Raw genomic sequence first — 26,777 nt, 5'->3', positions numbered from 1 at the left:
TCGCACGGCGACAACTGCATTCCATGTTGGAGCCGTAAAGCACTGTCGTTCAGATCGAACCGAGCGGAGGCAGCGTCACGCCCTGACCTGCCCGGTTCCGCGCACCCGATATTTGAACGAGGTCAGTTGCTCGACGCCGACAGGGCCGCGTGCATGCATCTTGCCGGTGGCAATGCCGATTTCCGCGCCCATGCCGAACTCGCCCCCGTCGGCGAACTGGGTCGACGCATTGTGCAGCAGGATGGCGGAATCGATCTCGCTGAAGAACTTTTCGACCACAGCCGCATCCTCGGCGATGACGGCTTCGGTGTGATGGGAGGAATGCGTCTCGATATGCTCGATGGCACCCTCGATCCCATCGACCAGTTTCACCGAGATGATCGCATCGAGATATTCGGTAATCCAGTCGGCCTCGACCGCGGGTTTCGCATCGGCGAAAAGCTTCAGCACGTCCGCGTCCGCCCGGATTTCGCACCCCGCGTCACGCAGCGTCGTCAGAACCGGCACGACATGGGTCACTGCCACGGCACGGTCGAACAGCAGCGTTTCGGCAGCGCCGCACACGCCGGTGCGCCGCATCTTGGCGTTGACGGCTATCGCGACCGCCATGGCGAGATCAGCGGATTTGTCGATATAGATGTGGCAAAGGCCTTCGAGATGCGCGAACACCGGCACCCGCGCCTCGCTCTGCACGCGCTCGACCAGGCTGCGGCCTCCGCGCGGCACGATGACGTCGATGTTTCCGCCCAACCCCTTGAGCATATCGCCGACGGCGGCGCGGTCGGGCACGGGGACAAGCTGAATGGCGTCTTCGGGCAGTCCTGCCTCGCGCAGGCCCTCGACCATGCAGGCATGGATCGCCAGCGACGAATTCAGCGAATCGGAGCCCCCGCGCAGGATGACGGGATTGCCGGCCTTCAAGCACAGCGCGCCGGCATCCGCCGTCACATTGGGCCGGCTTTCGTAGATCACGCCGATCACGCCGAGCGGGGTGCGCACCCGCTCGATATGCAGGCCGTTGGGCCGATCCCACTCCGCGATGACTTCGCCGACGGGATCCGCCAGTGCGGCAATCGCCCGAATGCCTTCCGCCATGTCGGCAATGCGCGCGGGCGTCAGCTTGAGCCGATCCATGAAGGAGCCGGTCAGCCCGGCTTCCTCGCCATTGGCGACGTCGATAGCATTGGCAGCAAGGATAGCCTCCTCGTTGCGGACAATGGACGCGGCCATCGCCACGAGCGCGGCGTTCTTGCGCTCGGCATCGGCGATAGCCAGCGGGCGGGCGGCGGCGCGAGCCTTGCGGCCGATGCCCGCCATAACAGCTGCGATATCCTCGCCGACCTTTTCATGCGCTTTGAGCATGGTCTATCCCTTCCGCTTTCATCAGCACGCCCGCGTCCGTTCGGGTGACGACAAGGTCGTCGCGGTGGACCATGGCGGCACGCGCCTCGTAACCAAGCACTGCCTCGATCTCCGCCGACTTGCGCCCGGCAATTCTTATGGCATCCGCCGCGTCATAGGCAACAAGCCCGCGCGCGATCTCGCGTCCGTCCGGTGAGACGATGGCAACGGTGTCGCCGCGCGAAAAATTCCCGCTGACCGCGCGCACGCCGGCGGGCAGCAGCGACTTTCCCGACTGCAAAGCGCCGACAGCGCCGTCGTCTACCGTCAATCGCCCCGCAGGATCGAGCTGCCCGGCGATCCAGGTCTTGTAGCCTTTTACCGGATTGCCATGCGGGCGGAAGAATGTGGCGCGCTCACCGCGTTCGATAGCCGACAACGGATGCATGCGGTTGCCGGCGGTGATGATCATCGCCGTTCCCGCCGTTGTCGCGATCTTGCCGGCATCGATCTTTGTACGCATGCCGCCGCGCGAGAGTTCCGACGCGGCCCCGCCGGCCATGGCCTCGATGTCGGAGGTAATGGCATCGACCACCGGAATGAACTCAGCATGCGGATCGACCGCCGGGGGTGCGGTGTAAAGTCCGTCTATATCGGAAAGCAGGACCAGAAGGTCCGCGCCCATCATGGTCGCGACCCGAGCGGCAAGCCGGTCGTTGTCGCCATAGCGGATTTCGCTGGTGGCCACCGTGTCATTCTCGTTGATGACGGGCACCGCCTTCAACTTGAGCAAGGTGGAGATGGTGGCGCGCGCATTGAGATAGCGGCGGCGCTCCTCGGTGTCGCCCAGCGTCACCAAAATCTGGCCGGACTTCAACCCGCGCCGCGCAAGCTGCTCGGCCCAGGCACCGGCCAGCTCGATCTGGCCGACAGCTGCCGCCGCCTGGCTTTCCTCCAGCTTCAGCGCTCGCTTGCCAAGCCCCAGCACCGTGCGGCCCAAGGCGATGGCGCCTGAGGAAACCACCAGCACATCTGTGCCGCGTTCCGCCAGCATGGCGATGTCGTCGACCAGCGAGGCGAGCCATTCGCGCTTCAAGCCCGTTGCGCGGTCGACCAACAGCGCCGAGCCGATCTTGACGGTGATGCGCCTGTATTTCTTCAGCGAAAGCGCAGACATGGGTTCAGCTTTCCCAGCGCGTTTCAACGGGCTGAGCTTCTCCCTCCCGCGCTTCCGAAACCACGGCCATCAGCGCACGCAGCGCGGTCTCGATGCCTTCGCGCGTCACGGCCGACAACACCAGCGGGTCGCGGCCCGCGGCACGCTTGAGCGAGGCGATCTTCTTCTTGCGCTCCGCGGGATCGAGCGTATCGGCCTGGCTGAGCGCGACGATCTCGGGCTTTTCGGCCAGCCCATGGCCATAGGCTTCAAGCTCGCGGCGTACGGTCTTGTAAGTCTTGCCGGCATTTTCCTCCTGCGCCGATACCAGATGCAGCAGCACACGCGTCCGTTCGACATGGCCGAGGAAGCGGTCGCCGATGCCGACGCCCTCATGCGCGCCCTCGATCAGGCCGGGAATGTCGGCGATGACGAATTCGCGCGCATCGACGCGCGCAACGCCCAGGCCGGGATGCAGCGTGGTGAAGGGATAGTCGGCGATCTTCGGCTTCGCCGCCGTGACCGAAGCCAGAAAGGTCGATTTTCCTGCATTGGGCAGGCCCACCAGCCCGGCGTCGGCGATCAGCTTGAGGCGTAGCCAGATCCACATTTCCTGCCCGGGCAGGCCGGGATTGGCGCGGCGCGGCGCCTGGTTGGTCGAGGTCTTGAAGTGCTGGTTACCGAAGCCGCCATTGCCGCCTGCAGCCAGCCTGAAACGCTGGCCGACCACGGTCAGGTCGCAGATCAGCGTCTCATTGTCTTCCTCATAGACCTGCGTACCGACGGGCACCCGCAGCGTGATATCGGCGCCTTTGGCACCGGTCATGTTGCGGCCCATCCCATGCACGCCGGTCTTGGCCTTGAAATGCTGCTGGTAGCGATAGTCGATCAGCGTGTTTAGCCCGTCGACGACTTCCAGCCAGACATCGCCGCCACGGCCGCCGTCGCCCCCGTCCGGTCCGCCGAACTCGATGAACTTCTCACGCCGGAACGAAACCGAACCGGACCCGCCGTCGCCGGAGCGGATGTAAACCTTGGCCTGATCGAGAAATTTCATGAGCGTTTCGCCATTCTGGCTGTGTTCTAGGTGTGTTCGGCCTTGCTCTAGAGCAAGATGGACGACAAATCAAAAATGCTTTGCAGGAAAAGGCGGCCCGGCCGGTTGGCCGGACCATAAATCTACAGTCGCGGCCAAGTGCGCAGGCTGGTCCAGGTCTTGCGGTCGAGGCGATAGCGCTCGACTGGGACCTGGCCAGCCACCAGCGAATGCAGCATGCCCTGTCCTGCATATTGGAAGCCGCACTTGTGGATCACCCGACGCGACGCCGGGTTGATGACCCGGCACGATGCGTAGAGCACATTGGTCGTCGTCGACCGGAACGCCAGGTCGACCAGCGCATGCGCGGCCTCCGTAGCATAGCCCTTCTTCCAAAAGGGTTCGCCGATCCAGTAGCCCAGTTCGAGCCCGCGATCCGTAGCGTTGAGCCCGGCACAACCGACGAACTCGCCCGTGGAGGCAACCGTGAGCGCGTAGGAGACCCCGCCCCGGCGCGACCGGGTCATGGCGAGAAAGGCGCGGGCTTCCGCCTCGCCATAAGGGTGCGGCATGCGCGCGAGCATTTCCGCGACATGGCGGTTGTCTGCGAGTGCTGCGATCTGGGGAATATCGGCTTCCACAGGCGCGCGCATCACCAGCCGCTCAGTGCGCAGAACGGGGCATTCCAGGCTCAGACTTTCGTCCTCGCTGTCTTCCTTCTCGGCAACCATGTCATGACCTCCAGGCTCAAATAAAAACAAAGAAAAAGGGGAGATGGCGACCCATCTCCCCTGATCCTTTTCCTGGCTTGGCCAGACACCGGTTCCCTGAGATGGGTGCCGGTATCGAGGTGCGGAACCGGCTACTCCGCGGCTTTAAGCATCGGGTTTACCGACACGTAGGTTCGGCCGTTGGCTTTTTTGTTAAACGTAACCGCGCCTTCGGACAGCGCAAAAAGGGTGTGGTCCTTGCCGATGCCGACATTGACGCCCGGGTGCCACTGCGTGCCGCGTTGACGAATGATGATGTTGCCGGCGATCACAGCTTCGCCGCCGAACTTCTTCACGCCAAGACGCTTGGACTCTGAATCGCGACCGTTGCGCGACGAACCGCCAGCTTTCTTATGTGCCATGGGTCTTCTCCTTCAGTCGCTCTACTTATTCGGCTTCCGCGACGGCTTCGGCCTTCTTCGGCGCTGCCTTCTTCGCGGGCTTGTCATCGGCTGCATCGGCCTTGGCCGCAGCTGCCTTGGACGGCTTGGCACCACCGGTCAGGATCTCGGAGATCCGCAAGGTGGTGTTGTGCTGACGGTTGCCGCGTGCGCGGCGGGAATTCTGCCGGCGTCGCTTCTTGAACGCGATGACGGTCTTGGCGCGGCCGTGCTCGACCACCTCAGCCGTAACGATCGCACCCGAAACGAACGGAGCGCCGATTTCTGCATTTTCGCCCTCGCCGACGGCGAGAACTTCTGCGATCTCGATGATGTCACCGGCATTGCCGGCGAGCTTCTCGACCTTGATGACGTCATTGGCGGCGACGCGATACTGCTTGCCGCCCGTTTTGATGACTGCGAACATTTTTTGCCTTTCGCTGTTCGGTCGGCCTTTATGGAACGCCTTGGCGTCCCGGCCGTCTTTTTGTCAGTCTGCGGGTCCAAAATACAAGCGGCGCGGAGAATCCCCCACGCCGAATGCAGGCTGTCCATACTGGAAGACTGCCGGTGCGTCAAGGCAAGCGCGGCGAAGAAAGCCAAGCGCGGCGACTGTCGCTCTCGGGCTAAGGCGCGACAGATCAGGCTACCCCTTGCTTGCAGCGCCAGGATCTAAAGCACTCCAAGCAGGACCGGTTGCAAAGAATTACGCCAATCCCATAAAGGGCCTTGTGTCGGGGGCGCCGACTCGTTATTTAGTGCGCCGCGCCGGAAACGGCCGACCATGACCGCGGAGAAGTGGCAGAGTGGTCGAATGCACCGCACTCGAAATGCGGCATGGGTGCAAGCTCATCGGGGGTTCGAATCCCTCCTTCTCCGCCATCGACCTCCCCTAGCGAAGAACCACGCCCGCCGAATGGAAGCAGGGCTGCATTGATGTGGACCTCTTTAGAGAGGCGTGCCATCTTGTCGGAACCGGCTCTCCAAGCGTGCCGACAGTATGCTCTTCCAAGTGACCTTCGCTCAATATCGTGCCTGAGAGCGACACGGCCCTAGGCCTTACGCAGCTCTAAGCGCCGCTGTCTCGATCTGTCAGCAGATTTAGGCTGCCACGCTGCATGGCCCTGGCCGACCTGTTATAGAGGGGCTCACTTCGAGCCCGGTCCGCTCACCGATATCGGATAGATTGCGATGAACGACACATCCCCAGCCATCAAGCTGAATGCACCCTTGGATGCCTCCCCAAACGCCATTTCCGCGCGTGGTCTGGTGAAAGCGTTCGGCGACGTGCGCGCGGTCGACGGCATCGACCTCGACGTGCCGCGCGGCATCATCTTTGCCGTGCTGGGGCCGAACGGCGCCGGTAAGACCACGCTGATGCGCATGCTAGCAACGCTGACCCGGCCCGACGCCGGCTCGGCCAGCGTGATGGGTCACGATCTCATCAGCGCGCCGCATGCTGTCCCCACCGCCATCGCCATGACGGGCCAGTTCGCCTCGCTCGACGAGGATCTGACGGGCCGTGAGAACCTCGTGCTGCTCGCTCGACTGTGGGGATTTCGTGGTCGTGCGGCCAAGGCGCGGGCCGACGATCTCCTCGCCGCCTTCGACCTTTCGGCTGCGGCGACGAAGCAGGTGAAGGACTATTCCGGCGGCATGCGGCGCAGGCTGGATATCGCTGCCTCGCTCATCGTCACGCCGGGCGTGCTGTTTCTCGACGAGCCCACCACCGGCCTCGATCCCAAGGCGCGCAAGGACGTCTGGGCCATGATCCGCGGCTTGGCCGACTCGGGCGTGACCATCCTGCTCACCACGCAATATCTTGAAGAAGCCGACCAGCTGGCCGCGCGAATCGCCGTCATCGATCGCGGCAAGAAGATCGCCGAAGGCACCAGCCGCGAATTGAAGGCGGCAACCGGCTCGGGCTTCCTGCATGTGGCGATAGCCGATCCCGCCCGTCTCGACGAGGCGGCAGGCATTTTGGAACAGCGGCTCGGGCATAAGGCGAACCGCAGCACCGAGGGCGCCGAACTGTCCATCCTGGCCGGAACGGCTAAGGACGCCAACGAAGCGCTTGCTGTTCTTGTCGGCCAAGGCATCGAACTGTCGAACTTCTCCATGGGACAACCAAGCCTGGACGAGGTTTTCTTCGCCCTGACGGGACAGCCTGGAACAGACACCAGCCGCGAGGAGGCAACCCTATGAGCGACACCTCACAGCTGCAAAAGCTACCGAAAGTGGCCCGACCCTCGACACCCTCCGCGCTGTCGAACGCGCTCGTCTTCGGGTGGCGCGCGGTGCTGAAATTCAAGCATGTGCCAGAACAGCTCTTCGACCTGGTGATGACGCCGATCATGTTCACGCTGCTGTTCACCTTCGTGTTCGGCGGCGCCTTGGCCGGCTCGCCAAGCGAATATCTGCAGTTTTTCCTGCCCGGCATCCTGGTCCAGACCGTGGTGTTCAACGCGGTCTATTCCGGCATGGGTCTGTCGACCGATTTGGGCAAAGGTTTGTTCGATCGGTTTCGTTCGCTGCCGATCTGGTCGCTGGCGCCCTTCGCCGGCCTGATGGTGGGCGACATACTGCGCCATCTGATCGCCGGGACGATCATCCTGATCATCGGCCTGATCCTGGGGTATCGGCCCGAGGCGGGCTTGTTCGGCATCATCGCCGCTTTCGCCATGTTGATTGCCATCGGCTTCGGCATGGGATGGATTTTCATCGTGTTGGGCTTGCTGATCCGCACGCCGACCACGGTGATGACGCTCGGTTTCACCTTCCTGTTTCCACTGGTCTTTGCCTCCAACATCATGGTCGACCCCGCAACCATGCCGGACTGGCTGCGCGCCTTTGTCGATGTCAATCCGGTATCATTGATGACATCAGCGATACGCGGCCTGATGGGCGGCGGCGTGAGCCTCGGCGAAATCCTCCTGGCATTGATCGCGCCTGTGGTTCTCACGGCGGTGCTGGCGCCGACGACCCTGTGGCTTTATCTCCGGCGCTGAGGCCGGATAGTCCTTGCCGTGCGAGAGCCAAAAAGGCAGCGTGGCATAAGCTCCAGTCGGGAGCGAGTCTGCCAAAAGGGATCTGCCATGCCGCAGCCATTCACCCTCGCCGTCTGCGCGGAGATGATCTTTCTGTCGCAGCCGATGCCGGAACGCGTTGCCCGCATCACCGAGTTGGGCTTCCACTGCGAGATATGGGACTGGACGCGGCACGACATTAATGCCCTCGCCGGATCAGGCGCGACATTCTCGTCGATGACAGGATACATTTCCGGCTCGCTTGCCGACGACGAAGGGGCCGATGCCTTGCTGCACACGGCCGAGCAGTCGATACCGGTTGCCCGGACGCTCAATTGCCCGCGCCTCAACCTGCACGGCACCGGCCTCGACGGCAAGGGATGGCCTGTTAAACCGGTGGAGACGGTGACGGGCGCGATGTGGTTGAAGGCACGCGAGACGCTGAACCGCATCGCAGATCTCGGCGAACGCGAAGGTGTGACCTTCGTGCTCGAAAATCTCAACACCGCCACCGACCACCCCGGCACGCCCTTCGCCAAAGCGGAGGACACGCTGGCGCTGGTTTCCGCAGTCGACCGGCCTTCCCTCAAGCTCAATCTCGACCTTTATCACGCGCAGATCGGCGAGGGGAATTTGATCGAGCTCTGCAGACGGGCGCTGCCGTTCATTGGCGAGATCCAGGTCGCCGACGTACCTGGCCGCCGCGAGCCGGGAACGGGCGAGATCAACTATCCCGCCATCGCGCGCGCCCTGGCAGAGATGGGCTATGCCGGCACGATCGGGTTGGAGGCCTGGGCATCGGGCGATGACGAGGTTGCCCTGCAGCGGTTCCGCGACGCTTTTACCGTGTGACCCGGCTCGCAAGCAGGCGCTGCCTTGCTTTTTGCCGCCCCGACGTGACAGATAACGCCAATCTCAAACCGAAGGAGACCGCCATGCGTGTCGACGGTTCCTGCCATTGTGGCGCCCTGACCTTTACCGCCGAGATCGAGCCATCGAAGGTCAGCATCTGCCATTGCACCGATTGCCAGACACTGACCGGAACGGCTTTCCGCGTTTCCGTACCCTGCACGGCCGAGGATTTCACCCTCACGAGCGGTCAGCCCGCAGTCTATGTTAAGACGGCCGAAAGCGGTGCGCTGCGGGCGCAAGGCTTCTGCGGTCAGTGCGGCACACCGATCTATTCGACATCGGCCGACCGTGAGCCCGAGGTCTATGCCGTGCGCGTCGGTGCGCTGAAGCAGCGCGAGATTTTGCCGCCGACGCATGAAATCTGGCGCAAGTCCGCCCTGCCCTGGGTGCCGGATATGCCGGACATCAAGTCCTGGCCTGGCGAGGACATTTGAACTGTCCGGATATCGTCCATGCCAGCGCGTGACATCGCCATCATCGGCGGCGGTCCTGCCGGACTGGCCGCCGCCGAGATGCTTTCGGCAGCGGGACACGCCGTCACCGTCTATGAAGCCATGCCGACGCCGGGCAGAAAATTTCTGCTTGCCGGAAAATCCGGGCTGAACATTACCCATTCCGAGGATTTTGCTCTTTTTGCCAGCCGCTTCGGCGAATCTGAACCTCACCTTCGCCCGGCGCTCGAGACTTTCACGCCAAGCCATGTGAGGGACTGGGCGGCGAGCCTCGGCACCGAGACCTTCGTCGGCACGTCCGGCCGCGTCTTTCCGACCGTCATGAAAGCCTCGCCACTGCTGCGGGCCTGGCGGGCACGGCTGGAGACGCAGGGAGTCAAGATTTTGACGCGGCATCGCTGGGCCGGCTTCGAAGGCGAGGAACTGGTCTTTCAGACGGCGCAAGGACGCAAAAGCGTCCGCGCGGATGCGGTTCTCCTGGCTCTCGGCGGTGCAAGCTGGCCACGCCTCGGGTCCGATGCGGCCTGGGTGCCTTGGCTGGGTGGCAAGGGCGTGCAGGTTAACGCGTTCGAACCCGCAAATTGTGGCTTCGACGTCGCGTGGAACGAGCATTTTGTCACGCGCTTCGCCGGTTCCCCGGTAAAGTCCGTTGCGGCGACGTCATCGGCTGGCAGCGTCCCGGGCGAATTCGTCATCTCCCGCCACGGCATCGAAGGCAGCCTTGTCTACGCCCACGCGCAGGCACTGCGGGAAAGCCTGAAGGCATATGGACGGGCGGAACTGTATCTCGATCTGACACCGGGACGGACGAAGGAAAAACTTGCGCGAGATCTGAGCCGGCAGCATGGCAAGGCAAGTTTTTCCAACCGCCTGCGCAAGGCGACCGGGCTGGACGGCGTCAAGGCTGCGCTGCTGCGCGAACTTCTGGGACCGGAAAGCCAGTACGACCCCGCCCGCCTCGCGTCATCCATCAAGGCACTGCCTGTCCCGCTGCTGCGCCCACGTCCCATCACTGAGGCGATTTCCTCGGCCGGCGGGCTTGCCTGGCAGGCGCTCGATGAAGGTTACATGGTGAAGAAGATGCCTGGCGTGTTCGCCGCCGGTGAGATGCTCGACTGGGAAGCGCCGACAGGCGGCTATCTTCTCACGGCTTGCCTGGCGACAGGTCGCGCGGCTGCGCAGGGTATGCTGTCATGGCTCGAAAGATAGTGCGGAACCCTTCTTTCCAAAGCGCATTATTGGCCTGAAGGGCCGTGTCAACCGGGCTTGACGGTACAGCGAACAAGGGTAGGATTTTCCCGGTTTCTCCCCTTGGCCAACGAAACGGCAGACGAGCGCTTGTCCCGTCCGGCCCTTCACTTATTGATATCGTGCTCGCGCGCTCTGCAGGCGGTCCCTCGGTCGGTCAGCGTTGCCCGAAAATGGCAGAGCCGACGCGGACGCTGGTGGCGCCGAAGCCGACCGCCACATCATAGTCGCCGGACATGCCCATCGATAGTTTTTCGACGCCGGCCTGCCGCGCAAGCTTTTCCAACAGCGCGAAATGCGGCCCCGGATTCTCGTCCGCGGGCGGAATGCACATCAGTCCCTCGATGATCAGCCCATGGACGGCGCGGCAGCGCTCGACGAAGGCGACGGCATCGTTGGGTTCGATTCCCGCCTTTTGCGGCTCGGAGCCGGTGTTGACCTGCACGTAAAGCCGCACGGCCCTGCCCTGCCTGGAGATTTCCTTGGACAGTTCAGCGGCGATCTTTTCCCGGTCTACCGTCTCGATCACGTCGAAAAGCGCCACCGCTTCCCTGGCTTTGTTGGATTGCAGCGGTCCAATGAGATGCAGTTCGAGATCGGGATACTCCGTCTTCAACGCAGGCCATTTGCCTTGCGCTTCCTGCACGCGGTTTTCACCGAACACACGCTGCCCAGCCTCGATGACGGGCCGGATGTGCCCGGCATCGAAGGTTTTCGACACCGCGACCAGCACGACCGAACCCTCCGTGCGCTTCGCCTCGCTTTCGGCCTGCGCGATCCTGTTCTTCACCAGGGCAAGCTGTTCGACCGACTTTTCCATGCCAATTGGTCCTGATCCTGCTGCTTTTTCCCCGGCCGGGATCAAGCGGAGTTGACGGGTCCTGGAATCCATGGTGAACACCCGGACCCATGTTTTTGGACGGCCAAGCAGCCGTTCGCGCCTCGTGCATGCTTTTAAGTGAAAAACGTCCCATGGCAACCGAACGATACAATCCCCGCGCGACCGAACCCAAATGGCAGAAGGCCTGGGATGAGGCGAAGCTCTTCGAGACGAAGAACGACGATCCGCGCCCGAAATACTACGTGCTGGAGATGTTCCCCTATCCATCGGGCCGCATTCATATCGGCCACACCCGCAACTACACGATGGGAGACGTGGTGGCCCGCTACAAGCGCGCCAAGGGCTTCAACGTGCTGCATCCGATGGGTTGGGACGCCTTCGGCATGCCGGCCGAGAACGCTGCCATGCAGAATAAGGTCCACCCCAAGGACTGGACCTATGAGAACATCACCACCATGCGGGCGCAGCTCAAGGTGATGGGCCTGTCCATCGACTGGAGCAGAGAATTCGCCACCTGCGATGTCGACTATTACCACCGCCAGCAGATGCTGTTCCTAGACATGGCCGAGAAGGGCCTGGTCACGCGCAAATCCTCCAAGGTCAACTGGGATCCGGAGGACATGACCGTGCTCGCCAACGAGCAGGTCATCGACGGGCGCGGCTGGCGTTCGGGCGCGCTGGTCGAACAGCGCGAACTGACGCAGTGGTTCTTCAAGATCACCGACTACGCCCAGGACCTGCACGACGCGCTCGACACGCTGGACGAGTGGCCCGAGAAGGTCCGCGTCATGCAGCGCAACTGGATCGGCCGCTCCGAAGGCCTGCTGATCCGCTGGCCGCTGGCCAATGCGCCGCAAGGCATGAGCGAGTTGGAGGTCTACACGACCCGGCCCGACACCATCTTCGGCGCCTCCTTCATGGCGATCGCAGCCGACCACCCGCTGGCGAAGAAGGCAGCCGAGAGCAATCCCGAACTGGCCTCCTTCATGGAGGACATCCGCCACATGGGCACCTCCGTCGCCACGCTGGAGACGGCGGAGAAAAAGGGTATGGATACCGGCATCCGCGTCGTTCACCCCTTCGACGAGAGCTGGACGCTGCCCGTCTATGTCGCCAACTTCGTGCTGATGGACTATGGCACCGGCGCGATCTTCGGCTGCCCCTCGGGCGACCAGCGCGACCTGGACTTCGCCAACAAATACGAACTGCCCGTCGTGCCCGTCGTCATGCCCGACGGTGCGGAGCCAGCCGATTTCCGCGTCACCACCGAAGCCTTCACCGGCGACGGCGTGATGATCAATTCGCGCTTCCTGGACGGCATGAAGCCGAAGCAGGCATTTGAAGAGGTCGCGAACCGGCTTGCCGACATCTCGATCGGCAACCGCCCCATGGCCGAGCGCAAGGTGAATTTCCGCCTGCGCGACTGGGGCATTTCGCGCCAGCGCTACTGGGGTTGCCCGATCCCGATGATCCATTGCGCGGAATGCGGCGTGGTTCCGGTACCCAAGGCAGACCTGCCTGTGAAGCTGCCGGACGACATCGATTTCGACAAGCCCGGCAATCCGCTCGACCGGCACCCGACATGGCGGCATGTGAAATGCCCGAACTGCGGCGGCGATGCGCGCCGCGAAACCGACACCATGGATACCTTCGTGGATTCGTCGTGGTATTTTGCGCGCTTCACCGCGCCTTGGGAATACGAGCCGACCGACCCGAAGGCGGCAAACGAGTGGCTGCCGGTCGATCAATATATCGGCGGCATCGAACATGCGATCCTGCATCTGCTCTATTCGCGCTTCTTTACCCGCGCCATGCGCGACACGGGCCATGTGGCCTTGGCAGAGCCGTTCAAGGGCCTGTTCACCCAAGGCATGGTCGTGCACGAGACCTACCGCCTCGGTAGCGGCCAGAACGGCCGTTGGCTGTCGCCCAACGAGGTTCGGGTCGAAGACATAGACGGCAAGCGCGTCGCGATTGCGGTCGAAACCGGCGAGCCGGTCGAGATCGGGCCGCTCGAGAAGATGTCGAAGTCGAAGAAGAACGTGGTCAGCCCGGAAGAGATCACCGAAGGCTACGGCGCGGACACCGCGCGCTGGTTCATGCTGTCGGATTCGCCGCCCGAGCGCGACGTCGAATGGACCGACGACGGTGCCGCCGGCGCCCACCGCTTCGTCCAGCGCGTCTGGCGCCTGGTATCGACTGCAGGCGAAGCGCTGGTCGGCATCGCCCCTGCGGCGGCCACCTCAGGCGAGGCGGCTGCCGTCTCCAAGGCTGCGCACAAGGCTCTGAAGGCCGTCAGTGAAGACATCGAGAAGCTGGCCTTCAACCGCGCCATCGCTCGCATCTACGAGTTGGTCAACGCCATCGCAGCGCCGGCCGCCGACATTGCCGACGGCAAGGGCGATGCTGCCCTGAAGGCTGCGATGCGCGAGGCTGTCGAGATTCTGACGCATCTGATCGCACCCTTCATGCCGCATCTGGCGGAGGAATGCTGGACCACGATCGGCGGCGAGGGGCTGGTCTCGGAATCGCCGTGGCCTGCATTCGATGCGGCGCTGGTGGTGGACAACGAGTTCACATATCCCGTGCAAATCAATGGTAAGAAGCGCGGTGATTTGACAATCGCCCGCGACGCAGACCAAGCTAGCGTCGAAAAAGCAGCGCTCGCGCTCGAATCGGTGCAAAAAGCACTGGATGGCAAAGCGCCGCGCAAGGTGATCGTGGTGCCTCAGAGGATCGTGAATGTCGTTGCCTAAGCGAATGACCGCCCCCTTCAGCCGCCGTTTCCTTGCCGCGACTTTGCTCGTGGCGGCATCCGCCGGGCTTTCGGCCTGCCAGGTGCGTCCGCTCTATTCGGACAGTCCCGTGACCTCATCGACGGGCGTGACGACGTCGATGAAGGCGGAGCTGGCATCCATCGCCATAAAGCCTTCGCCCAGGCGCGAAGACACCCGCTTTGCACAAGAGGTGCGCACCCACTTGATCTACCTGTTCGGCAATGGAAAGGGCCCTGCCGCCACGCCGGCCTATACGTTGGAGTTGGATGTCCGGAGGCGCATCGAAACCGCGGCGATCGTGCAGATCACCTCCGACGATGACGAGCCCAGCGCCGGCACCCTCGAGCTCACAGGCCGCTACCGGCTGACGGAAACCGCGACCGGCAAGCGCGTGGCCAGCGGCTCGCGCATGGCGCGGGCTTCTTTCGACCGTCCTCGCCAGGAATTCGCCGTGCGGCGCGCCACCATAGACGCGGAAAATCGCGCCGCGCGCGAACTGGCCGAGTTCCTCCGCCTTTCGGTCGCACAAGACCTGTTGCGGAAAAACCGTTCGACTCCCGACACCTTCGAGCAGGAAGAGATCGATCCGGAACTGGTCATCCAGCCGAAGCCTCAGTCCGGCAATCCCGACCTGCTGCCGGCGCAGTAGAAAAAAGACCGCTCAAGCCGGCGGCGATAGGCGCAGGCCCTTTCAGGGCCTGCCGTAGCGCGCTTTCAGATGCGCCGCGAAGTATCGGGCATCGAGCTTTTCGCCTGTCGCCTTTTCCATCAGTTCCGGCGTCGACCAGCGCGATCCCTGCGACCAGATCTTATCCCGCCGCCACTCGTTAACCGCCTCAAAATCACCCTTCGCGATGTCCTCGTCGGCTGAGCCGTGTGCTTTGATCAGAGCGGCCCATTGCTGGGCAGCCATCATCGCGCCCAGCGTGTAGGACGGAAAATAACCGAATGCGCCGCTCGGCCAATGCACATCCTGCATCGGACCGTCGGCTGGATTGTCGATGGTGGACAGGCCGAGATAGGCCTGCATCTTAGCGTCCCAGGCCTCGGTCAGATCGGCCACTTCAAGCCTGCCCGTGACCAGTTCCTGCTCCAACTCGTAGCGCAGGATGACATGCAACGGATAGGTGACCTCATCGGCGTCGACCCGGATCAGGCCGCGCTGCACATGATGCACATGCGGCAGGATTTCGTCGATGGTCCAGGCCTCGCCGAGATGCTTTTCGACCTCCGGCAAAGCCCAGTGCCAGAAGGCCGGATTGCGCCCCAGCTGCTTTTCGACGAACAGGCTCTGGCTCTCATGCACCGACATGCCGCGCGCCTTGCCGGATGGCCAGTGCGACCAGTCCGCCGGCAGGTTCTGCTCGTAGAGCGCATGGCCGGTTTCGTGCAGCACCCCCATCAGCGCGGACAGGAACTCGTTTTGCTTATAGCGCGTGGTGATGCGCACATCGGTCGGCACACCGCCACAAAACGGATGGTGCGAGACCGACAGGCTGCCGCGCGTGAGGTCGAAGCCCACCGCCTGCATCATCGCAAGCCCGAGTTCGCGCTGCCGCTCGGTCGGATACACGCCCGAGAGCGGCTTGAGGGGCGTCTTGGTAAGGCGCTCTTCCTGCACGGCCAGCGCTTCGGGCACGAAATCGACCAGGAACGCCTTGAGCTCCGCAAACACCGGGGTAATGTCGGCCACACGGTTGCCGGGGTCGTATTGTTCCATCAGCGCGTCATAGGGAGCCAGCCCGAGCGCTTCGGCGCGCAGTTGGGCTTCCTCGCGAACGAGTTGCACGACACCCTCCAGCGCAGGCTCGAAGGACGTCCAGTCGTTCTGGGCGCGCAGGCTACGCCAAAGCTGCTCGGAACGCATCCGCGCGCTCGTCTGGCGCTCGACGAATTCCGGCGGCAGGCAGGTCATGTTGGTGTGCTGGCGGCGGAATTCACGCAGGGCTGCCGACTGGTCCTCGTCCAGAGATTCGCCTTCGGCGGCATCGAGCCAGTCCGCAACCTCCGGCGCGGTCGCCTGGCGATGATACAGCCCGGCAAGGTTGGACATCGCCTCCGCACGTTTCTCTCCACCGCCGACGGCCATATGCGTGGCCTCGTCGGCACCAAGGATCGACATGGCGTGTTCCAGCGCTTCGAGGCGGCGACCAAGCTGGTCCAGCTTTTCGAACGACATTACGGCTCCTTGCAGTACAATCCGAGAGAATCCACTTGCAGCACCTTGGGATCAACGGTCAATGGTGCAGGCTTAAGGAATGGCTGTCACCAATGGAGGAACGATGGTTGGGACTGTTCTCGTGGCGCTTGTCGCGGCCATCCATGTCTACATCGTCTATCTCGAGATGGTGGCCTGGGACACACCGCGCGGGCATAAGGCATTCGGGCTGAAACCGGACTTTGCGCGCGATACCAAAGTGCTCGCCGCCAATCAGGGCCTGTATAACGGCTTTCTCGCCGCCGGCTTGATCTGGGGCCTCTATCTCGGCGACGTCGGCTTCCAGATCAAAATCTTCTTCCTGCTGTGCGTTGCCATAGCCGGCCTCTATGGCGCAGTGACGGTCGGCAGGAAGATCCTGTTCATCCAAACCGTCCCAGCCGTGGCTGCAATGATCGCGCTCTGGCTGGGATGGTGAGCCGTATACCTCTCCTCGGGGAGGAGCTGTAGCTAAGGGTTAGTTGGTCGTGCGAGCGGTCGTTTGGAGGTTCTGCAAATCCCTCGGCAAGGGTTTGCTCGAGCACCGCATATGCATCTCGCGGCGGAAAAGCTTTCGTTGCTTGGCCTGGTGTTGCTTGCCGGCTGCTGCCATGCCGAGTCCGTATGGGCCGAATATCAAGGCACCGCCCCAGCTCAGCGTCTGCTTTTCGTTGGCTTCGTAGCTGGACGCGCGGGCCCGGATTTCCTGGCATTCCGCCGTCGACCATTTCGGGTCCTGGCTGGAAAGCGATGTCGCGTAGACGGCAGGCGAGGTCGTCGATGCACAACCGGCGAGCGTTGCCGCAAGCAGCAGAGCCGTGACACCGCCCCGGAAGTGCGGGCTTTTGTTTCTGACCATGGCAACCATATCCCTTTTTGACCCTGTCTTCGAGGGATAGTGTTGCTAGGTTAAAGAAGTCGAAACCGAGGCAAGCCCGCTCGACGGGGCATTTATGGCAAAAGCCGTCGTTCCAGCGAACGCAGGCCGCCTCTATCGCTCCGTAAGTTTCAACTCGATGCGGCGGTTTTTGGAGCGTGCTTCCGGGGTATCGGCGGGATCGAGCGGCTGGAACTCACCGAAGCCGGCTGCCACCAGTCGGTTTGCGGGCACACCGTTCTCGATGAGATATTTGACGACCGCCGTCGAGCGCGCCGAGGAAAGCTCCCAGTTGTCGCGGTATCGCCCGGTACCGGACAGCGGAATGTTGTCGGTATGGCCATCGACGCGCAGCACCCAGTTGATCTCCGGCGGGATTTCCTTCTGGAGCTCCAGGATGGCTCCCGCCAGCTTGCGCATCTCGACCTGCCCGGCATCGTTGATCTGCTCGGACCCGGTCGGGAACAGCACTTCGGACTGGAACACGAAACGGTCGCCGACGATGCGGATATTGTCGCGGTCGGAGAGGATCTCGCGCAGCCGTCCGAAGAAATCGGAGCGGTATCGGTTCAGTTCCTGCACGCGCTGGGCAAGCGCGACGTTCAGGCGGCGACCCAGATCGGCGATCTTGGTGTTGGATTCGCGGTCGCGCGCTTCCGAGGCGCCAAGCGCGTCTTCAAGCGCTGCGATCTGCTGGCGCAGAGCGGAAATCTGCTGGTTCAGCAATTCGACCTGCGACAGCGCCCGCTGGCTCATCTGGCGCTCGTTGTCGAGTTCGCCGCTCAGGGCGCCGATGCGCGCCTCCGCCTGCTGACCAGCCCCCGCGCCCTGCGACAGAAGCTGTTCGAGCCGGCTCTTCTCAGCTTCGGCGGCCGATAGCGAGGCCTGCAGATTGGCAAGCGAATCCTGGGCGTCCTGGGTGTTGGAGCGTTCCATGGCCAGAAGCTGGGTCAGTTCGTTGATCTGTGAGTTCAACCGCAGCAACGCCTCGTCCCTGCCGGAAATTTCCCGCGTCAGCAGGAACTGTGCCAGGACGAACACCGAAAGCAGAAACATGATCGCCAGAAGCAACGTCGACAGCGCGTCGACGAAGCCAGGCCAGTAGTCGACACGCCGGTCAGTGCGCCGTCGCGAAAGCGCCATGTCAGCGCTTCCCCTGCTGGTCGTTCAAGGCATTGGCAATCTTTTCCAGCGTGCTGCGCATCGCCTTCTGCTCTTCGGACTGGGCTTCCACCCAGTCGCGCATGATCTGCTGTTCGCTGCGCATATTCTTGACGAGTCCGGAAATGCCGTCAGCCAGATTGGCCATGGCGGCAGCCGTACGGGTGCTGGAACCGCCGCTTTCCTGCATGGAGCGCAGACGCTCCGACAGTTCGCGCAGTTCTTCAAGCGAATCCGCCCGGCCGGGATCGGCGACGACCACGTCGGACGACAGATCGGTCACCGAGGACAGCCAGTTTTCAAGCTCGGTGTAGAAGCGCGTTTGCGCGCGGCCCGCCTGCAGGTCAAGGAAGCCGAGCACCAGCGAGCCGGACAGACCGAACAGCGAGGACGAGAACGCCGTGCCCATGCCCTGCAGCGGCGCGGCAAGCCCCTGCTTGAGCGCGTCGAGCACCGCCGTCGCATCGCCCGAACCCGGATCGAGCGATTGAATGGTTTCGCCGATGGAGCCGATGGTCTCAAGAAGGCCCCAGAACGTGCCGAGCAGGCCCAGGAAAACCAGAAGGCCAATCAGATAGCGCGAGATATCGCGGCTTTCGTCGAGGCGGTTGGCGATGGAATCCAGCATCGTGCGCGTCGAATTGGTCGAGAACGCCATGGAGGACGAGCGGCCGATCATCGCCTTCATCGGCGCAAGCAGCACAGGATCGGTGACATCGGCGCCGGCGCGGAAGGAATTGACCCAACGGACTTCGCGGAACAGCCTGACGACCTGGCCGATAGCAAGGAGGATACCGATGAGCAGCACGCCGAAGATCAAGCCGTTAAGGCCGGGATTGGTCGTAAAGGCCGACGCGATCTGGCGATAGAGAATGGCCGCGATAAAGGCCACGATCGCCAGGAAGATGATCATCGAAAAGAGAAAGACCTGCGGGCTCGACAGTCGATGCGGGTCATAGTTCAACACGTCCGAACCCGAACGGAACGATTTCAGCAAAGCCATCGGCGCCCCGATTCCTTTTCCCAACCCAATAGCGGGCGACTCTAAACGGAATTGTGACGAAATTGAAAGGCGTTGCGCCCCTTTTGCCACCGCTTATGATAGGGACGGCACCAGCGGATCACAATCGATTGACCAGCATGCAGTCGATCAGTGCCGCGAAGTGCAGGCCGGCGCCCGCCACGACGAAAAGGTGCCACAGCGCGTTCTGGAAACGCAGCTTCTGCCAGGTGAAAAACACGACCCCCAACGAATAGGCAATGCCGCCCGCCACGAGCAGGACCAGCGTCGTACCTGGCAGGATGTTGACTAAGGGCTGGCCGATGACCACGCCGCTCCAGCCGATGGCGAGATAGAACACTATGGCGAGGCGGTCGTATCGGCCTGGCAGGAAAAGCTTGATCGCCATGCCGCAGAGCGCTGCGACCCACACCAGGGCGATCATCGGCACGGCAACGGCCCTATTGTCCAGTTGTGCCAGAAACGGCGTGTAGGTGGCGGCGATCAGAAGGTAGATAGCGGCATGATCGAACCGACGCAGGATCCATTTCGCAGGTGAGATCGGCCAAAGATTGTAGACCAGGGAGATCGTCAGGACGGTCAGCAGCGAGACGACGAAAAACGCCGCAGCCACATATTCTCCGGGGCCTGTGTGCGGAATAGCGAGAGACAGAAGCGTCGCGCCCGCTGCGATGGCAAGCACGATGCCCACCGCATGGACGATGCCGTCCGCGATGAGTTCGGCACGCGAATAAGTGAAACGTCCTGCGAAGGGGATGTGGATTTCAGACGCCTTGCGCTGACTGTCCATTTTGGCTCCTGCAAAACACTCCATATGGCGTCTTGCACGAGATTATCCAGAACAAGGCCGGCCGGCGTAAATGCGACGCTTCAGCGCGATGCCAATGGGGTCTTGAGCGTCTTCAGCATGGCGCGGTGAATGGCTTCGTTGCCCGCCACGATGGAGCCGCTGTCCAGCATGCCCTGGCCGCCGTCAACGTCGGAGACAAAGCCACCGGCTTCGCGCACCAGCAGGACGCCTGCGGCGATGTCCCAAGCCGACAGCGAATGCTCCCAGAAGGCATCCATCCGGCCGGCGGCCACATAGGCCAGGTCGAGCGCCGCCGAGCCCAGGCGGCGGACGCCAGCGACCTCGCCCATGACATGGCGCAGTTCGATCAGGAAGTTGCCGTGATGGCCGCGGCCCAGATGCGGCACACCGGTGCCGACGACGCAATCGCTGAGCCGCGCGCGGCCCGAAACGCGAAGCCTGCGGTCGTTGAGGAACGCTCCGCCGCCGCGTTCGGCTGTATAAAGCTCGTCCATCGCCGGATTGTAGATAACGCCGGCGACGATCTGCCCCTGACGCTCCAAGGCAATGGAAACCGAGAAGATCGGCAAGCCGTGCAGGAAGTTGGTGGTTCCGTCGAGCGGGTCGACGATCCAGCGATGCTGATCGTCATCGCCGGCCACCGTGCCGCGCTCTTCCATCAGGAAGCTGTAGCCGGGACGGGCGCGGGACAATTCCGTGAAGATGATCTCCTCGGCCTTGCGGTCCGCCTGGCTGACATAGTCGCCGGGGCCCTTCAAAGACACCTGCAGGTTCTGCACTTCGCCGAAATCGCGCGACAGCGAGCGCCCGGCCTTCATTGCGGCCTGCACCATGACGTTGAGGATCGCTGAACGCGCCATTTAATGCTTCTTTCTCTGCAGACGGGGCGGTGGATCGGGAGGACGGAGCCTTCCCGTTCCGTGCCGGGGCGAAATCAGTCCGCGCGGCGGACGTAGGTGATTTCGTTGGTGTCGACGATGATGCGCTCGCCCGACGAGATGAAGGGCGGCACGAGGACGCGGATGCCGTTTTCCAGCATGGCCGGCTTGTAGGACGACGCGGCGGTCTGCCCCTTCACCACCGGATCGGCTTCGGTGATCGTCAGCGTCACCTGGTCGGGAAGCGAAATTCCGATCGGGCGCTCTTCATAAAGTTCAACCGTAACCATCATGCCGTCCTGCAGGAAGGCAGCACGGTCGCCTACGAAATCCTTCTGCAGCTCGAGTTGTTCGTAGGATTCGGTGTCCATGAAAACGAGCGCATCGCCCTGTTCGTAGAGGAAGGAAAAGTCCTTCTGTTCGAGGCGGATTTTCTCGACGGTCTCGGCGGAGCGGAACCGCTCGTTGAGCTTGGTGCCGTTGATGAGGTTCTTCAGCTCGACCTGGTTGTAGGCGCCGCCCTTGCCGGGCTTCACGGCATTGGTCTTGACTGCCACCCACAGGCCGCCGTCATGCTCGATGACGTTGCCCGGACGAATTTCGTTGCCGTTGATTTTGGCCATGGTTTTTATCCGGAAGAGAGTTAGCCGCCTGAAAGGCGATTTCGGCGCTTCCAAGACCACAAAATGCCGTGCGAGGCAAGAGAAACCGCCGAAATCGGCAGGAACGACGCCTCAGCGGATGCGGTCCGACCGTTCCATCGCCTGCTTTATCTCGTCATCCGTCAGCCCGACGAGGTGGTCTTCCATCTCGGGATCGATCAGGCCTGCGCGGCGCGCCGCCATATACCAGGACGCGGCCTCGACGGGGTCGGGATCGACGCCGATGCCGCCGACATAATATTTCGCGAGCCGGTTTCGGGCCGCGACATTGCCGCGTTCCGCCGCAAGCTTCATCCAGCCAAATGCCGATTTCAGGTCGCGGTCGCCGCCGCGCCCCTCCGCCATCCAGAGCGAAAGGTCGAATTGGGCGGTATCGTGGTTCTGCCGGGCAGCCTGCACCATCAGGAGGCGCGCGCGGACATCGTCCTTCTTCTTTCCGCCAATACCATTGGCGTAATATTGCGCCATCGCATATTGCGCATCGGCCAGCCCAGTTCCGGCGGCCCGTTCGAAATAGGGCTCAGCCTGGGCCAAACCTTTTTCGCCGGGCTCTCGCTGCAGGATCATCTGGGCGAGATTGAATTGGGCGAGCCGGTTGCCCGCCTCCGCCGCGGCCTGCATCAGCGCATAGGCAGCCTTCGGGTCATGCTTGGGGCTCTTCGCATCGAGCAGAACCAGCGCCTGCTGGAACTGTGCCTCCGGCACGCCCTGTTCGGCGGCGAGTTCATACCATTTGGCGGCACCGCTCACATCGCGCTTCACGCCGAGCCCGCGCGACAAAATCTCGGCGACAAGCGTCTGGGCGGCCGCATCGCCGGCTTCGGCGCGCGTCAAAGCAAGATTATAGGCTGTCTTGTAGAGGCCGCGCTGGAAGGCGCCATAAGCCTCGTCCAGCGGCTTTCCGCCGAAACGCTCCTGATCGATCCTGCTGGGCTGGACGCGCGGCCCAACGGTGCTGCCGGCCTGCTGCGGCGTGGTCAGGTTGGGCTTCTGCCGCAACTCATCCAGCGTCGGCAGCGGGGTCGTCGGCATCTCCCCGAAACGGGAGGGGTCGACCACCTCCGTTTCCACGGCGCGCGGCGGGGTGGCGAGCCTCGGCGCCCGACGGGCATCGGTGGCGGGAGCAGGCGCCGGGGACTGGCCGGAGGGCGCGGGAGCGGGTTTCTTGACGGGCGCAGCTTCGGTCGGAGGCGTCTGCGGCACGGGCTGAGCCTCCTGTGCGACCGACGCGCTCACACCCGCCAGCAGCAACGCCAATACGGCGATGAGCCCGCCCGATTTCATGCAGCCCCCTCGAGGCTCGGCGCGGTTTCATCGAGCAATGCGTTGGCCCGCGCCACCGCCGCCTGCGAATCGACACCCTCGGCAAAAACAGCCAACGACAGAGCGACGAACTCGGCGCCGGTAGCAGCCACGGCCTCGACCGAGGCGATGTCCGAGCCGCCCATGACGATGCAGGGGATCTCGATCACATCCGCCCACCAAGCTCCGAGCGAAAGATTGCGATGATGCGGTTCGGGCTGGGTGTCGTAGCCGAAGCGGCCGAAGAACATGTAGTCCGGGCGCTCCTCGCCGAGATCGAGCGCATCGTCGCGCGTCTTGACACCGCCCGTGCCCACCATCATGCGGCTCTGCAGCCGTTTGATGGTATCGGCCAGATCGGCCTTGCTGCCTTCGACATGGATGCCGTCTGCCTGAACGCGGCCGACCACACGGCTGTCGCCGGAGATGATGGCGGCAACACCCTTGTCCTGGGCGAGCGGAACCACCTTTTCGGCGAAATCCTGGAAGGCCTGATCGTCGGCGCCTTCGCCGGCGAGAATCAGCGAGGCTACGTCACCGCCTTCGAGAGCAGCCTGGACCCGCTCCACCGCAACGGTGGGAGGGACGATCAGCACGATGCGGCAACGGTTGAGGGGCGTCTGTTCGGTCATGTCTTTGCTATCCGGTTCCGGCTATGCAGGCCGATCATGTTTGGATTGCGGCATAGAGCAAAGCAACAGCGTTGAACAGCGCCACATGCACTCTCGCCAATCCGGGCGGTTGGCGTTATTGCGGACGAAGAGGGCTTTCATGCACGATCTCCTGTCCGATCCCTGGCTTTACGTTTTCGCGATACCCGCCGTCATCCTGGTTGGACTTTCCAAGGGCGGCTTCGGCGGTGCGGCGGGCTTCATCGGCGTGCCGCTGATGGCGCTGGTCATGCCGCCGGTTCAGGCGGCCGCCATCCTGCTGCCGATCCTCATACTCATGGACGTCGTCTCCCTGTGGACCTGGCGCGGCGTCTACGACAAGCAGACGCTGGTCGACATGATCCCCGGCTCGATGATCGGCATCGGCATCGGCTGGCTGACGGCGGCGGTCGTCACGGCCGACATGGTACGGCTGATCGTCGGGGCATTGGCGATCATCTTCGTCGGGCAATGGGTCTACAAAAGCATTCGGCATCGCGGTCTGCCCGCCGCCGCGCCCCGCAACAGAATAGCAGCCACCTTTTGGTCGACCATTTCAGGCTTCACCTCCTTTGTCGCGCATGTCGGCGGCCCGCCCTTCCAGGTTTATGTTCTGCCACTGCGCTTCGACCCCAAAGTGATGACCGGGACGGCGGCGATCTTTTTCGCCATCACCAATGCCGTGAAGCTGATCCCCTATTTCGCACTCGGGCAGTTCGATGCCACCAATCTGCAGATATCGCTGGTGCTGTTGCCTCTTGCGCCGCTCGCCACCTTGGCCGGCGCGTGGCTGGTGCGGCGCATGCGGCCCGAAGTCTTTTACCCGTTCACCTACATTACCGTAGCAATCGTTGCGGCGAAGCTCGTCTGGGACAGCATCGCCAGCTTCCAATGAGGGTGACCGGAATGGACAGGTTGGCTAAGATTTGAGATAGCCGCTTTGGCTTGAAGCAGGCACGGATTGAGAGCGAGGGGAAGATATGAGCAACCCGTATGAAATCGGACTGGACCGCAACGCAGCCAATCACCAGCCTCTGACCCCGCTTACCTATCTGGAACGGGCAGCCCGTGCCTTCCCCGAAAAGACGGCGGTGATCCATGGCGACAGCAAGCTGTCCTATGCCGATTTCTGGCGCCGCTCCCGGCAACTCGGATCGGCGCTGGCGGGTGCCGGCATCGGCAAGGGCGACACCGTCACCGTGATGCTGTCCAACACGCCCTCCATGCTGGAAGCGCATTTCGGCGTGCCGATGACCCAGGGCGTGCTGCACTCGCTGAACACCCGGCTCGATGCGGCCATCATCGCGTTTCAGATCGACCATGCCGACAGCAAGATCCTGATCGTCGATCGTGAGTTCTCCGGCGTTGTCCGGGAGGCGCTGGCGCTTGCCAAAGTGAAGCCGCTGGTGATCGACTATGACGATCCGCAATATCCAGCCGACGCGCCCTACCCCAAGGGCGAGCGGATCGGCAGCCTCGACTATGAGGAGTTTCTCAGCGCCGGCGATCCGGACTTCGCCTGGTCCATGCCCGACGACGAATGGGATGCGATTGCGCTCAACTACACCTCCGGCACCACCGGAAACCCCAAGGGCGTGGTCTACCATCACCGGGGCGCGGCCCTGATGGCCTATGCCAATACGATCCATGCCGGCATGGGCAAGCACCCCGTCTATCTCTGGACGCTGCCGATGTTCCACTGCAACGGCTGGTGCTTCCCCTGGACGCTCGCCGTGCAGGCCGGCGCGCATGTCTGCCTGCGCTGGGTCCGAGCCAAGGCGATGTACGATGCCATTGCCGATCACGGCGTCACTCATCTCTGCGGCGCACCGATCGTCATGTCGCTGCTGCTCAGTGCCAAGGACGAGGACAAGCGCGAGTTCCCCCATACGGTAACCTTCAACACCGCTGCCGCTCCGCCGCCGGAAGCCGTGCTTTCAGGCATGGCGGATGCCGGCTTCATGGTCACCCACCTCTACGGCCTGACCGAAACCTACGGCCCCGCCGTCGTCAACGAGTGGCACAGCGAGTGGGACGATCTGGACAAGAACGGCCGCGCCACCAAGAAGGCGCGCCAGGGCGTGCGCTATGCAGCACTCGAGGGGCTGACCGTCATGGACGCCGAGACGATGCAGGAAACGCCCGCTGATGGCGAGACCATCGGCGAGGTCATGTTCCGCGGCAACATCGTCATGAAAGGTTATCTCAAGAACGAAAAAGCCACCGGCGAAGCCTTTGCAGGCGGATGGTTTCATTCGGGCGATCTCGGCGTGATGCATCCAGATGGCTACATCCAGCTCAAGGACCGATCCAAGGACATCATCATCTCAGGTGGCGAAAACATCTCGTCCATCGAGGTCGAAGACGCTTTGTACAAGCACCCGGCCGTCGCCTCCTGCGGCGTCGTTGCCCGACCGGACGACAAATGGGGCGAGGTCCCGATCGCCTATGTCGAGCTCAAGCCCGGCGCATCGGCGACCGAGACCGAGATCATCGAGCATTGCCGGACATTGCTTGCCCGTTTCAAGGTTCCAAAGGCCGTGATTTTCGAGGAGATTCCCAAGACCTCGACCGGCAAGATCCAGAAATTCCGGCTGCGCGACATGGCGAAAGCGTAAGATGACGTAACAGCGGTGTTTCGAACATCGCTACGAGCGGCAAACGGCTGAAACCACCTCTATGCCAAATGCGCCCGTCGGAGGCTTTGTCCCCGGCGGGCGTTTTCATGCGCTCCGGCAACAACTTATCCCTCTGGGACCAGGCACGTCGGGAGATACGATGACGGGCGTAGCACGCAATTTCTTCACTTTGGCGATTCTCTTCGCCCTCGGCGGCATGGCGCTCGGGCTGCATATGTCGATTTCCCACGACTATCTCCAGCGTCCGGTTCATGCCCATGCCATGGCGGCGGGCTGGCTCATGTCGGCCGTTTTCGCCTTCTTCTATCATCTGGTTCCCAAAGCGGGGACCTCGCGCATGGCGAAGGTGCATTTCTGGATGCATGCGCTGACCGGCATCGGCTTGATGGTGGGCCTTTTCTTCCTGCTCGGCGGCAATGAGGATTTTGAGCCGTTGGTCGCAGTGGCTTCGCTCGGCTTCTATGGCGCGATGGTGCTGTTCGCCTTCATAGCGCTCGGAGCGTTGTATAGGTCGTGATCGTCCCATTAAGGACCAATCGATAAAAATAGTGGCTTCGATTAACCCGCCATTAAGCTTTACAGGTGTTTACTAACGGCATCCAGTTTTCTGGATTCTTACCGAGTGGTTGGAGCCACTTTG

The 26,777-nt window shown here is 62.8% G+C and carries 27 protein-coding genes and 1 tRNA gene; 12 read left to right on the top strand and 16 right to left on the bottom strand.

Going from position 1 to position 26,777, the window contains the following annotated elements; translation table 11 throughout:
- Positions 1 to 75: 75 nt before the first annotated feature.
- The 6 genes from ICI42_RS05815 to rplU all read right to left on the bottom strand — a co-directional run bounded on the left by ICI42_RS05815 (position 76) and on the right by rplU (position 5,110).
- Positions 76 to 1,362 carry a glutamate-5-semialdehyde dehydrogenase gene (locus ICI42_RS05815; protein WP_188163539.1) on the bottom strand — a complete coding sequence of 429 codons (1,287 nt, stop codon included), beginning with the start codon at positions 1,360 to 1,362 and terminating at the stop codon, positions 76 to 78.
- Positions 1,346 to 2,518 (bottom strand): glutamate 5-kinase, encoded by a 1,173-nt coding sequence (gene proB, locus ICI42_RS05810; RefSeq protein WP_188163538.1) that lies wholly within the window; start codon positions 2,516 to 2,518, stop codon positions 1,346 to 1,348. The genes ICI42_RS05815 and proB overlap by 17 nt, the downstream gene beginning before the upstream one ends.
- A gap of 4 nt (positions 2,519 to 2,522) precedes the next feature.
- Positions 2,523 to 3,554, bottom strand: a complete 1,032-nt coding sequence (gene obgE / locus ICI42_RS05805; protein ID WP_188163537.1) for a GTPase ObgE — start codon at positions 3,552 to 3,554, stop codon at positions 2,523 to 2,525.
- A gap of 122 nt (positions 3,555 to 3,676) precedes the next feature.
- Entirely contained in the window at positions 3,677 to 4,264 is a 588-nt protein-coding gene (locus ICI42_RS05800) for a GNAT family N-acetyltransferase (protein ID WP_188163536.1), read from the bottom strand.
- 131 nt (positions 4,265 to 4,395) lie between these two features.
- Positions 4,396 to 4,665 (bottom strand): 50S ribosomal protein L27, encoded by a 270-nt coding sequence (gene rpmA / locus ICI42_RS05795; RefSeq protein ID WP_188163535.1) that lies wholly within the window; start codon positions 4,663 to 4,665, stop codon positions 4,396 to 4,398.
- A 25-nt stretch (positions 4,666 to 4,690) separates the two neighbouring features.
- On the bottom strand, positions 4,691 to 5,110 hold the full coding sequence (gene rplU / locus ICI42_RS05790) for a 50S ribosomal protein L21 (protein ID WP_188163534.1): 420 nt from the start codon (positions 5,108 to 5,110) through the stop codon (positions 4,691 to 4,693).
- Between the two features lie 365 nt (positions 5,111 to 5,475).
- Here rplU and ICI42_RS05785 point away from each other — a divergent pair.
- The 6 genes from ICI42_RS05785 to ICI42_RS05760 all read left to right on the top strand — a co-directional run bounded on the left by ICI42_RS05785 (position 5,476) and on the right by ICI42_RS05760 (position 10,282).
- A tRNA-Ser gene (locus ICI42_RS05785) sits at positions 5,476 to 5,565 on the top strand.
- A 309-nt stretch (positions 5,566 to 5,874) separates the two neighbouring features.
- Positions 5,875 to 6,888 (top strand): ATP-binding cassette domain-containing protein, encoded by a 1,014-nt coding sequence (locus ICI42_RS05780; protein ID WP_188163533.1) that lies wholly within the window; start codon positions 5,875 to 5,877, stop codon positions 6,886 to 6,888.
- Positions 6,885 to 7,691 carry an ABC transporter permease gene (locus ICI42_RS05775; RefSeq protein WP_188163532.1) on the top strand — a complete coding sequence of 269 codons (807 nt, stop codon included), beginning with the start codon at positions 6,885 to 6,887 and terminating at the stop codon, positions 7,689 to 7,691. The genes ICI42_RS05780 and ICI42_RS05775 overlap by 4 nt, the downstream gene beginning before the upstream one ends.
- An 87-nt stretch (positions 7,692 to 7,778) precedes the next feature.
- The gene (locus ICI42_RS05770; RefSeq protein ID WP_188163531.1) at positions 7,779 to 8,561 is read left to right on the top strand and encodes a TIM barrel protein; all 783 of its coding nucleotides are present in this window, start codon (positions 7,779 to 7,781) and stop codon (positions 8,559 to 8,561) included.
- An 83-nt stretch (positions 8,562 to 8,644) separates the two neighbouring features.
- Complete coding sequence (locus ICI42_RS05765) at positions 8,645 to 9,055, top strand: GFA family protein (protein WP_188163530.1); 411 nt, start codon at positions 8,645 to 8,647, stop codon at positions 9,053 to 9,055.
- A gap of 18 nt (positions 9,056 to 9,073) precedes the next feature.
- Entirely contained in the window at positions 9,074 to 10,282 is a 1,209-nt protein-coding gene (locus ICI42_RS05760) for a TIGR03862 family flavoprotein (protein WP_188163529.1), read from the top strand.
- Between the two features lie 196 nt (positions 10,283 to 10,478).
- On the opposite strand, the gene ICI42_RS05755 is transcribed toward ICI42_RS05760, so the two are convergent.
- On the bottom strand, positions 10,479 to 11,141 hold the full coding sequence (locus tag ICI42_RS05755; RefSeq protein ID WP_188163528.1) for a YggS family pyridoxal phosphate-dependent enzyme: 663 nt from the start codon (positions 11,139 to 11,141) through the stop codon (positions 10,479 to 10,481).
- 152 nt (positions 11,142 to 11,293) lie between these two features.
- Between ICI42_RS05755 and leuS the strand changes: the two genes are divergently transcribed.
- A complete protein-coding gene (gene leuS / locus ICI42_RS05750) occupies positions 11,294 to 13,918 on the top strand; it encodes a leucine--tRNA ligase (RefSeq protein ID WP_188163527.1) in 2,625 nt (874 codons plus the stop codon).
- Positions 13,905 to 14,588, top strand: coding sequence for an LPS assembly lipoprotein LptE (locus tag ICI42_RS05745; protein ID WP_188163526.1), 684 nt, complete (start codon positions 13,905 to 13,907; stop codon positions 14,586 to 14,588). Before leuS ends, ICI42_RS05745 begins: the two co-directional genes overlap by 14 nt.
- Positions 14,589 to 14,630: 42 nt before the next feature.
- Here the strand turns inward: ICI42_RS05745 and ICI42_RS05740 are convergent, their stop codons facing one another.
- A complete protein-coding gene (locus tag ICI42_RS05740) occupies positions 14,631 to 16,118 on the bottom strand; it encodes a carboxypeptidase M32 (protein WP_188163525.1) in 1,488 nt (495 codons plus the stop codon).
- Positions 16,119 to 16,221: 103 nt separating this feature from the next.
- On the opposite strand from ICI42_RS05740, the gene ICI42_RS05735 reads away from it, so the two are divergent.
- Positions 16,222 to 16,575: a DUF1304 domain-containing protein gene (locus ICI42_RS05735; RefSeq protein ID WP_188163524.1), complete on the top strand. Its 354-nt coding sequence runs from the start codon at positions 16,222 to 16,224 to the stop codon at positions 16,573 to 16,575.
- Positions 16,576 to 16,614: 39 nt separating this feature from the next.
- On the opposite strand, the gene ICI42_RS05730 is transcribed toward ICI42_RS05735, so the two are convergent.
- The 8 genes from ICI42_RS05730 to ICI42_RS05695 form a co-directional block, all read right to left on the bottom strand.
- The gene (locus ICI42_RS05730) at positions 16,615 to 16,995 is read right to left on the bottom strand and encodes a hypothetical protein (RefSeq protein ID WP_188163523.1); all 381 of its coding nucleotides are present in this window, start codon (positions 16,993 to 16,995) and stop codon (positions 16,615 to 16,617) included.
- Positions 16,996 to 17,127: 132 nt separating this feature from the next.
- Positions 17,128 to 18,156, bottom strand: a complete 1,029-nt coding sequence (locus tag ICI42_RS05725) for a peptidoglycan -binding protein (protein WP_188163522.1) — start codon at positions 18,154 to 18,156, stop codon at positions 17,128 to 17,130.
- Between the two features lies 1 nt (position 18,157).
- Positions 18,158 to 19,177: a MotA/TolQ/ExbB proton channel family protein gene (locus ICI42_RS05720; protein ID WP_188163521.1), complete on the bottom strand. Its 1,020-nt coding sequence runs from the start codon at positions 19,175 to 19,177 to the stop codon at positions 18,158 to 18,160.
- A gap of 118 nt (positions 19,178 to 19,295) precedes the next feature.
- Entirely contained in the window at positions 19,296 to 19,985 is a 690-nt protein-coding gene (trhA, locus tag ICI42_RS05715) for a PAQR family membrane homeostasis protein TrhA (protein ID WP_188163520.1), read from the bottom strand.
- Positions 19,986 to 20,065: 80 nt separating this feature from the next.
- Positions 20,066 to 20,866, bottom strand: coding sequence for an inositol monophosphatase family protein (locus ICI42_RS05710; RefSeq protein WP_188163519.1), 801 nt, complete (start codon positions 20,864 to 20,866; stop codon positions 20,066 to 20,068).
- Positions 20,867 to 20,940: 74 nt separating this feature from the next.
- Entirely contained in the window at positions 20,941 to 21,507 is a 567-nt protein-coding gene (gene efp / locus ICI42_RS05705; protein ID WP_188163518.1) for an elongation factor P, read from the bottom strand.
- Between the two features lie 111 nt (positions 21,508 to 21,618).
- Positions 21,619 to 22,830 (bottom strand): tetratricopeptide repeat protein, encoded by a 1,212-nt coding sequence (locus tag ICI42_RS05700; RefSeq protein ID WP_230980155.1) that lies wholly within the window; start codon positions 22,828 to 22,830, stop codon positions 21,619 to 21,621.
- Positions 22,827 to 23,480 carry a thiamine phosphate synthase gene (locus ICI42_RS05695; RefSeq protein WP_188163517.1) on the bottom strand — a complete coding sequence of 218 codons (654 nt, stop codon included), beginning with the start codon at positions 23,478 to 23,480 and terminating at the stop codon, positions 22,827 to 22,829. Before ICI42_RS05695 ends, ICI42_RS05700 begins: the two co-directional genes overlap by 4 nt.
- Positions 23,481 to 23,619: 139 nt before the next feature.
- On the opposite strand from ICI42_RS05695, the gene ICI42_RS05690 reads away from it, so the two are divergent.
- The 3 genes from ICI42_RS05690 (at position 23,620) to ICI42_RS05680 (ending at position 26,654) form a co-directional block, all read left to right on the top strand.
- Entirely contained in the window at positions 23,620 to 24,393 is a 774-nt protein-coding gene (locus ICI42_RS05690; RefSeq protein WP_188163516.1) for a sulfite exporter TauE/SafE family protein, read from the top strand.
- An 85-nt stretch (positions 24,394 to 24,478) separates the two neighbouring features.
- On the top strand, positions 24,479 to 26,116 hold the full coding sequence (locus ICI42_RS05685; protein WP_188163515.1) for an acyl-CoA synthetase: 1,638 nt from the start codon (positions 24,479 to 24,481) through the stop codon (positions 26,114 to 26,116).
- 160 nt (positions 26,117 to 26,276) lie between these two features.
- Positions 26,277 to 26,654 carry a hypothetical protein gene (locus ICI42_RS05680; RefSeq protein ID WP_188163514.1) on the top strand — a complete coding sequence of 126 codons (378 nt, stop codon included), beginning with the start codon at positions 26,277 to 26,279 and terminating at the stop codon, positions 26,652 to 26,654.
- The last annotated feature ends 123 nt before the right edge of the window (positions 26,655 to 26,777 follow it).

Origin of the sequence: Oryzicola mucosus (assembly GCF_014534685.1) — a bacterium.
GTDB classification, from domain to species: Bacteria; Pseudomonadota; Alphaproteobacteria; order Rhizobiales; family Rhizobiaceae; genus Oryzicola; species Oryzicola mucosus.
Note: the sequence above shows the minus strand (reverse complement) of the source record. Positions and strands in the feature narration are given on the sequence as shown.

What these genes read in the sequence shown, in the direction of transcription:
- proB (WP_188163538.1), bottom strand. Translation starts at nt 2,518, where the DNA reads ATGTCTGCGCTTTCGCTGAAGAAATACAGGCGCATCACCGTCAAGATC.
- ICI42_RS05770 (WP_188163531.1), top strand. Translation starts at nt 7,779, where the DNA reads ATGCCGCAGCCATTCACCCTCGCCGTCTGCGCGGAGATGATCTTTCTG.
- ICI42_RS05680 (WP_188163514.1), top strand. Translation starts at nt 26,277, where the DNA reads ATGACGGGCGTAGCACGCAATTTCTTCACTTTGGCGATTCTCTTCGCC.
- ICI42_RS05720 (WP_188163521.1), bottom strand. Translation starts at nt 19,177, where the DNA reads ATGGCTTTGCTGAAATCGTTCCGTTCGGGTTCGGACGTGTTGAACTAT.
- ICI42_RS05775 (WP_188163532.1), top strand. Translation starts at nt 6,885, where the DNA reads ATGAGCGACACCTCACAGCTGCAAAAGCTACCGAAAGTGGCCCGACCC.
- ICI42_RS05710 (WP_188163519.1), bottom strand. Translation starts at nt 20,866, where the DNA reads ATGGCGCGTTCAGCGATCCTCAACGTCATGGTGCAGGCCGCAATGAAG.
- ICI42_RS05690 (WP_188163516.1), top strand. Translation starts at nt 23,620, where the DNA reads ATGCACGATCTCCTGTCCGATCCCTGGCTTTACGTTTTCGCGATACCC.
- ICI42_RS05760 (WP_188163529.1), top strand. Translation starts at nt 9,074, where the DNA reads ATGCCAGCGCGTGACATCGCCATCATCGGCGGCGGTCCTGCCGGACTG.
- ICI42_RS05755 (WP_188163528.1), bottom strand. Translation starts at nt 11,141, where the DNA reads ATGGAAAAGTCGGTCGAACAGCTTGCCCTGGTGAAGAACAGGATCGCG.
- rpmA (WP_188163535.1), bottom strand. Translation starts at nt 4,665, where the DNA reads ATGGCACATAAGAAAGCTGGCGGTTCGTCGCGCAACGGTCGCGATTCA.
- ICI42_RS05685 (WP_188163515.1), top strand. Translation starts at nt 24,479, where the DNA reads ATGAGCAACCCGTATGAAATCGGACTGGACCGCAACGCAGCCAATCAC.
- ICI42_RS05700 (WP_230980155.1), bottom strand. Translation starts at nt 22,830, where the DNA reads ATGAAATCGGGCGGGCTCATCGCCGTATTGGCGTTGCTGCTGGCGGGT.
- ICI42_RS05780 (WP_188163533.1), top strand. Translation starts at nt 5,875, where the DNA reads ATGAACGACACATCCCCAGCCATCAAGCTGAATGCACCCTTGGATGCC.
- ICI42_RS05745 (WP_188163526.1), top strand. Translation starts at nt 13,905, where the DNA reads ATGTCGTTGCCTAAGCGAATGACCGCCCCCTTCAGCCGCCGTTTCCTT.
- ICI42_RS05735 (WP_188163524.1), top strand. Translation starts at nt 16,222, where the DNA reads ATGGTTGGGACTGTTCTCGTGGCGCTTGTCGCGGCCATCCATGTCTAC.
- ICI42_RS05765 (WP_188163530.1), top strand. Translation starts at nt 8,645, where the DNA reads ATGCGTGTCGACGGTTCCTGCCATTGTGGCGCCCTGACCTTTACCGCC.
- ICI42_RS05730 (WP_188163523.1), bottom strand. Translation starts at nt 16,995, where the DNA reads ATGGTCAGAAACAAAAGCCCGCACTTCCGGGGCGGTGTCACGGCTCTG.
- ICI42_RS05800 (WP_188163536.1), bottom strand. Translation starts at nt 4,264, where the DNA reads ATGGTTGCCGAGAAGGAAGACAGCGAGGACGAAAGTCTGAGCCTGGAA.
- ICI42_RS05725 (WP_188163522.1), bottom strand. Translation starts at nt 18,156, where the DNA reads ATGGCGCTTTCGCGACGGCGCACTGACCGGCGTGTCGACTACTGGCCT.
- ICI42_RS05740 (WP_188163525.1), bottom strand. Translation starts at nt 16,118, where the DNA reads ATGTCGTTCGAAAAGCTGGACCAGCTTGGTCGCCGCCTCGAAGCGCTG.
- trhA (WP_188163520.1), bottom strand. Translation starts at nt 19,985, where the DNA reads ATGGACAGTCAGCGCAAGGCGTCTGAAATCCACATCCCCTTCGCAGGA.
- rplU (WP_188163534.1), bottom strand. Translation starts at nt 5,110, where the DNA reads ATGTTCGCAGTCATCAAAACGGGCGGCAAGCAGTATCGCGTCGCCGCC.
- ICI42_RS05815 (WP_188163539.1), bottom strand. Translation starts at nt 1,362, where the DNA reads ATGCTCAAAGCGCATGAAAAGGTCGGCGAGGATATCGCAGCTGTTATG.
- obgE (WP_188163537.1), bottom strand. Translation starts at nt 3,554, where the DNA reads ATGAAATTTCTCGATCAGGCCAAGGTTTACATCCGCTCCGGCGACGGC.
- leuS (WP_188163527.1), top strand. Translation starts at nt 11,294, where the DNA reads ATGGCAACCGAACGATACAATCCCCGCGCGACCGAACCCAAATGGCAG.
- ICI42_RS05695 (WP_188163517.1), bottom strand. Translation starts at nt 23,480, where the DNA reads ATGACCGAACAGACGCCCCTCAACCGTTGCCGCATCGTGCTGATCGTC.
- efp (WP_188163518.1), bottom strand. Translation starts at nt 21,507, where the DNA reads ATGGCCAAAATCAACGGCAACGAAATTCGTCCGGGCAACGTCATCGAG.